Source organism: Ramlibacter sp. (genome assembly GCF_035706265.1).
Classification (GTDB): domain Bacteria; phylum Pseudomonadota; class Gammaproteobacteria; order Burkholderiales; family Burkholderiaceae_C; genus Ramlibacter.
This window is the reverse complement of the sequence record NZ_DASSVG010000422.1, coordinates 1-5,000: the sequence shown is the minus strand read 5'-3', so window position 1 is coordinate 5,000 and position 5,000 is coordinate 1. Positions and strand designations below refer to the sequence as shown.

Annotated in this window: 8 protein-coding genes; 1 reads left to right on the top strand and 7 read right to left on the bottom strand. The window is 70.6% G+C overall.

From position 1 onward, the window contains the following. Window positions 1-44 precede the first annotated feature (44 nt). Together VFM98_RS15050 and VFM98_RS15045 are read right to left on the bottom strand one after the other, a co-directional pair. Entirely contained in the window at window positions 45-380 is a 336-nt protein-coding gene (locus VFM98_RS15050) for a hypothetical protein (RefSeq protein ID WP_325110724.1), read from the bottom strand. A 150-nt stretch (window positions 381-530) separates the two neighbouring features. Beyond that, entirely contained in the window at window positions 531-908 is a 378-nt protein-coding gene (locus VFM98_RS15045; RefSeq protein WP_325110723.1) for a hypothetical protein, read from the bottom strand. A 256-nt stretch (window positions 909-1,164) separates the two neighbouring features. Between VFM98_RS15045 and VFM98_RS15040 the strand changes: the two genes are divergently transcribed. Continuing rightward, on the top strand, window positions 1,165-1,725 hold the full coding sequence (locus VFM98_RS15040; RefSeq protein WP_325110722.1) for a Spy/CpxP family protein refolding chaperone: 561 nt from the start codon (window positions 1,165-1,167) through the stop codon (window positions 1,723-1,725). Window positions 1,726-1,729: 4 nt separating this feature from the next. On the opposite strand, the gene VFM98_RS15035 is transcribed toward VFM98_RS15040, so the two are convergent. The 5 genes from VFM98_RS15035 to VFM98_RS15015 all read right to left on the bottom strand — a co-directional run. Continuing rightward, window positions 1,730-2,578 (bottom strand): hypothetical protein, encoded by an 849-nt coding sequence (locus tag VFM98_RS15035; RefSeq protein ID WP_325110721.1) that lies wholly within the window; start codon window positions 2,576-2,578, stop codon window positions 1,730-1,732. Between the two features lie 54 nt (window positions 2,579-2,632). After that, complete coding sequence (locus VFM98_RS15030; RefSeq protein ID WP_325110720.1) at window positions 2,633-3,229, bottom strand: YceI family protein; 597 nt, start codon at window positions 3,227-3,229, stop codon at window positions 2,633-2,635. 258 nt (window positions 3,230-3,487) lie between these two features. Continuing rightward, window positions 3,488-4,420 carry a LysR family transcriptional regulator gene (locus VFM98_RS15025; RefSeq protein ID WP_325110719.1) on the bottom strand — a complete coding sequence of 311 codons (933 nt, stop codon included), beginning with the start codon at window positions 4,418-4,420 and terminating at the stop codon, window positions 3,488-3,490. 52 nt (window positions 4,421-4,472) lie between these two features. Next, on the bottom strand, window positions 4,473-4,664 hold the full coding sequence (locus VFM98_RS15020; protein WP_325110718.1) for a hypothetical protein: 192 nt from the start codon (window positions 4,662-4,664) through the stop codon (window positions 4,473-4,475). Window positions 4,665-4,674: 10 nt separating this feature from the next. Further along, window positions 4,675-5,000: putative Na+/H+ antiporter (locus VFM98_RS15015; protein WP_325110717.1), on the bottom strand; the 326-nt coding region annotated here is incomplete at its 5' end.

The following is a 5,000-nucleotide window of genomic DNA, read 5'->3' as shown; positions in this document are numbered from 1 at the left end:
TGCACGCCGGGGCACGGCCTGGACCGGCTTGGACGGCAAGTCCTTCAGGTGCCGGTCTCGTCCGGGTCGCGGCGCTTCGGCAGCTTGCGGAACACCACGTCGTAGGCGTGCTTGCCGGCGCGCATGCCGGACTCCTGCACGAAGCCAAGGGCGTTCAGGCGCGCGATCAGCACGAACAGCTCGAGCGCGCTGAACAGCTCCACCCGCCGGTACACCTGGCCGTTGCGGTTGCAGATGCCCGCAATGGCGTGCCTGCCGCCCGAGGGCGCGGTGGGCAGGCTGGCGATCACCTGCAGGAGCTTCTCGTCGTCCTCGTGCAGGGGACGCCGGGCGAGCAGGCTGCTGCGGGGCGATCCGCCTTGGAGGGCGGTGGGTGTCATGGTCGCAGGAGCGGCAGGATGCGCCCCGCGGAGGCGCCGGGCATCGTCCTCAAGGAGGAGGCGCACGGGCGAAGGTTTTTACGAAAGGCCCACTGGACAGGGCTTCGATGCAGAGTTATAAATCTTCTGCGTTAACCTGAAGGTACCTATTTAACGGCCGCCATCCAGCGGCCGTCTTTCTGTGCCCTCGCGCCCGAACAGCAGCCAGTACTTGGAAAACGCCTGGTCCTCGGGGGTCCGCTGGCGGTAGCCGAGCGCGTTCAGCCCGGCCCAGAAGTAGAGCAACTGTACCGGCCCGTGCAGGGCGACCTCGCGGTAGATCGCGCCGGCGGCATTGCAGATCCCGATGCGGCGCAACGGCCCGGCGCCATCCGGCAGGGCCGAGACGATGGCGCGCACCCGCTCGTCCTCCTCGCCCGGCGCGGCGTTCGGCACCAGCAGCGTTTCCGGCGCGTAGCAACGGTCCGGGGCGGGGCCGCCTGCGGGCGGCTCCGGCCAGTCCCGGCGTGGAGGCTCGCGCCGTCGCATGGCGCAGATGCTAGGCGCGCGCCGCCCGACAAGGGAAGCAGCGCAATGCAAGCAGGTGTGAGGGAGCGCTGTCGGGAGTGACGCGTTGTCACGCCTGCGGCGGCGGGAACCAGCGCGCCCTGCCCGCTGCGGCGGGCGGCCGACGCTGCCTCGCGGAGGCTGGCGCATTCCCGCCGGATGCCTATGATCGCGGCCGTGGAGGAGCTGGCCTGCGCCATGGGGGCGTGCGGCCATGCCACGACGACCGGAGACAACGATGTTGCTGAAGATCCTGATCCTGGCCGGCGCGCTGGCCGGGACCGCGTGGGCGCAGGGCACGCCCAGCCCCTATGCGGGCCAGCAGGCGCGCGAAATCAAGTCGCTCTCGGACCAGGAGCGGCAGGACCTGCTGGAAGGCAAGGGCATGGGCCTGGCGAAGGCCGCGGAGCTCAATGGCTACCCCGGGCCGATGCACGTGATGGAGCTGGCCAACCAGCTGCAGCTCACCGGCGAGCAGCGTGCCGCCACGCGCAAGCTGCTGACGGAGCACAAGGCGGCGGCGCGCCAGCTAGGGGCGTCGATTGTGGATGCCGAGCGCGCGCTCGACGAAGCGTTCGCGGCCCGCCGCGCCGACGAAGCCACCATCCGCAAGCTCACCGGCGAAATCGCCCGCCTGCAAGGCGAGCTGCGCGCCGAGCACCTCAAGACCCATCTCGCCCAGACCGCGCTGCTGCGGCCCGAGCAGGTGCGCCACTACGCGCAGCTGCGCGGATATGGCGGAGAAGGTGGCCATGGCGGTCATGGCGGCCATGGCGGCGGCCACGGCCATCACCACTAGGGGCTCAATACCCCCCGTGCTCCTGCGCCGCCTTCAGCACCATCGCGATGGTGGCCGCCACGGGAATCACCGTCAGCACCGCGGCCGGGATCCACGAGCTGGGCTTCGGGGCGCGGCCGCCGAGCCGCACGCCGGCCGCGAGCAGCGCATCCGCCAGTAGCGCGATCACCAGCAGCGCCACATAGCCGAGCGAGAAGCCGGCATACAGGTGCGCATTGAGGATCAACGCACCGAGCAGTACCACCGCGACGCCAGCCGCCGCGGGCGGAAAAGCCACCCGGGTCTTCGGCAGGTTCACCAGCATGCAGGCGCCCAGCGCCACGGCCAGCGCGCCACCGAGCTGGCCGATCTGCTGGCTGGAATCCAGCATCAGCGACAGGCCGGTGCCGCCGGCCACCACGGCCAGCAGCAGCGGGCTGCGGGCGCCGCCTTCGGGGGCCTTCGCGAAGGCGCTCCAGACGAAAGCGATCAGCACCGCGGCCACCACCGCCGCCAGGGCCGCCTTGGGCACGCCGAGGCTGGCCAGCGCACCCCACACCACGATGGTGGCGGCGACGAGGCCGACCACCAGTCGCAGCGCGAAGCGCGCCGCGCCGGAGGAACTGCGTTCCACGCCCAGGGCCGCGGCGGCCGCGCCGACCGCGATCCACGGCATCCAGTCCAGCGCCACGTGCGGCACCAGCGACCACTGCTGGTGCAGGGTCGCGAAATAAGAAGCGATGAAGGCGGCGGCCACGGCCACCACCGCGTTCAGGCGCAAGGCGCGGCTCGCAGCCAGCAGGGCCAGGGCGACGATCGCGGGGACGAGGACGCTCTGCCACAGCAGCTGCAGCATGAGGGAACTCTCGGGCATGGACGACTCCTTCGGGAACGGGTGGCCGGCCCCGTGGGGCCGGCCGGTACGCGATTACTGCTTGATGGCTTCGATGCCGATGCGCAGGTCCACTTCGTCGGTGGCCGCACCCGGCACGCCGTAGGTCATGCCGAAGTCGGTGCGCTTGATGGTGCCCGTGGCCACGTAGCCCACGCGCTGCTCGCCCTTCATGCCCTTGCCGGAGCCGATGTGCTTCAGCTTCAGCGTCACGGGCTTGGTCACGCCGTGCAGCGTCAGGTTGCCGGCCACGGTGCCTTCGCCGTTGCCATCGAGCTTGACGCCGGTGGAGACGAAGCTCAGGGTCGGGAACTGCACCGCGTTGAAGAAGTCGGGGCTCTTCAGGTGCTTGTTCAGGCCTTCGTGGTTGGTGTCGACGCTGTCGGTCTTGATGGTGACGTTGATCTTGCTCTTCTCGGGCGCGTCCACCACCAGGTCGCCGGCGATGTCGTTGAAGCGGCCCATGAAGCGGCTGATGCCGCCCATGTGGCCGATCTCGAAGAAGGCGCCGGAGTGGGCCGGATCGACCTTGTAGTTGCCGGCGGGGGCCGGCGCCGGCGCCGCGAACGAGACGGCGGACAGGGCCAGGCCGGCGGCGGCGATGGCGATCGAAACGGTGCTGCGGATGTTCATGAGTCTCTCTCTCGGTTTCAGGGTCAATCGGTGGATTCGACAGGCGGCGGCGGACCGCCAGCGCAACCCGCACTGTAGGGAACCAGCCCGGCGTTGCGATGTGCGTTTACGCACAGGGCCCGCAATGATCGCCGGGGCGAGTAGTTGAGCACGGGATGCGGGAATTGTCCAAACCGCGCTCTGGCGCCCGTTTGACCCACATCAGCCCAGGGGAGGCCGGATGCGCATCGGGTTTTGCTGAAACAGCAACAACGGAGATCAGGGCTGCGGCAGGTCCAGCTCGAGGTTGGCGAGTGTCCCGCGGGCGTGCTGCAGCAGGTGGTCGAGGAAGGCGCGCGTGCGCGAGGGCATGAACTTGCGGCTCGGCATGGCGGCCAGCAGGCTCAGGCGGGCCGTGATCCATGGCGCCAGCACCCGCTGCAGCGTGCCGGCCTCCAGCAGCGGCGCAATGATGTCGATCGGCTGGGTGCCGATGCCGCCGCCTTCCAGCATGGCGCGCAGCAGCGTGTCGGAGTGGTTGGCGGTGAAGGCGGGCACCACGTCCACCTCCAGCACGTGGTCCGCGTTTGCCGGATCCAGCAGCCGCAACGGGCCGAGCCGCGTCGCCGGCAGGCGCAGGCGCAGCACGCGGTGGCGCAGCAGGTCTTCCGGCGCGGCCGGCTCCCCGCGCTGGCGCAGGTAGGCCGGCGACGCGCAGAGCACCGATTCGCTGTAGATGATGGGGCGTGCGACGAAGCCGGGGTCGATGGTCGTGGCGCCGCTGAGGACCGCCAGGTCGTACTCGTGCACCGCCGGGTCGGGCGAATCCTCCACCTGCACGTCCACGCGCACGTCGGGATGTTCGCGCTGGAAATCCACCACCGCCGGCGCCAGCAGGTGCACCGCCACGATCGGCGGCGCCAGCACCCGCACGATGCCGCTCATTTCCTGGGCCTGGTCCTGCACCATGGCCTCGGCGGTGTCGATCTCGCCCAGGATCACGCGCAGCCGCTCGAGGTAGGTGGCGCCGGCCTGCGTCAGCGAGAGGCTGCGGGTCGTGCGCTGCAGCAGCCGAACGCCCAGGTGCTGTTCGAGGTCGCTCACCAGCCGCGAGACGACCGCCGTGGCCAGGCCCAGCTTGCGTGCCGCCGCGGCGAAGCCGCCTTCCTCCACCACCTGCTGGAACACCCGCATCGACTGCAGCCGGTCCATTCTGCCCCCCTCCTGCGATGCGCAGGATTATGGTGGGGGGGCGAAGGAGGACCTACTGCTCGCGCGGCTGGCGATGCGGCCGGCGGCGCGCCGGCGCGGCGGCGCGGCGCGGTTCCCGCTCCTGGGTGCCGCGGTCCACGAGCAGGCCCACGGCGCCCACCAGCAGCGGCAGCACCAGCAGGAACATCCACTCCGTCGGCAGCGCGGACCACCACGCAGCCAGTTCGTCGAGCCAGTCGGTCATGGCCACCTCCCTACAGCAGCCGGAACGCCGCCATCGCCACCAGCGTGGCGGGCAGCGCGGCCAGGAACAGCCCCAGCGGATGGATCGCCTCGTCCTCGAAGTGCGAGCGCAGGATGGCGAAGCCGGCGGGGTTGGGCGCGTTGGCGATCACGGTGAGGCCGCCGCCGGTCACCGCGCCGGCCACCACCGAGTACTTGAACTCCTCGCTCAGGCCGTCCACCAGCGAGGCGAGGTAGGTGAGCGCTGCGTTGTCGGTCACGGCGGTGAGCGCGCTGGCGCCGAAGTACACCGTGTTCTCCGACATGCCTTGCAGCAGCGGCGACAGCCACCACTGCT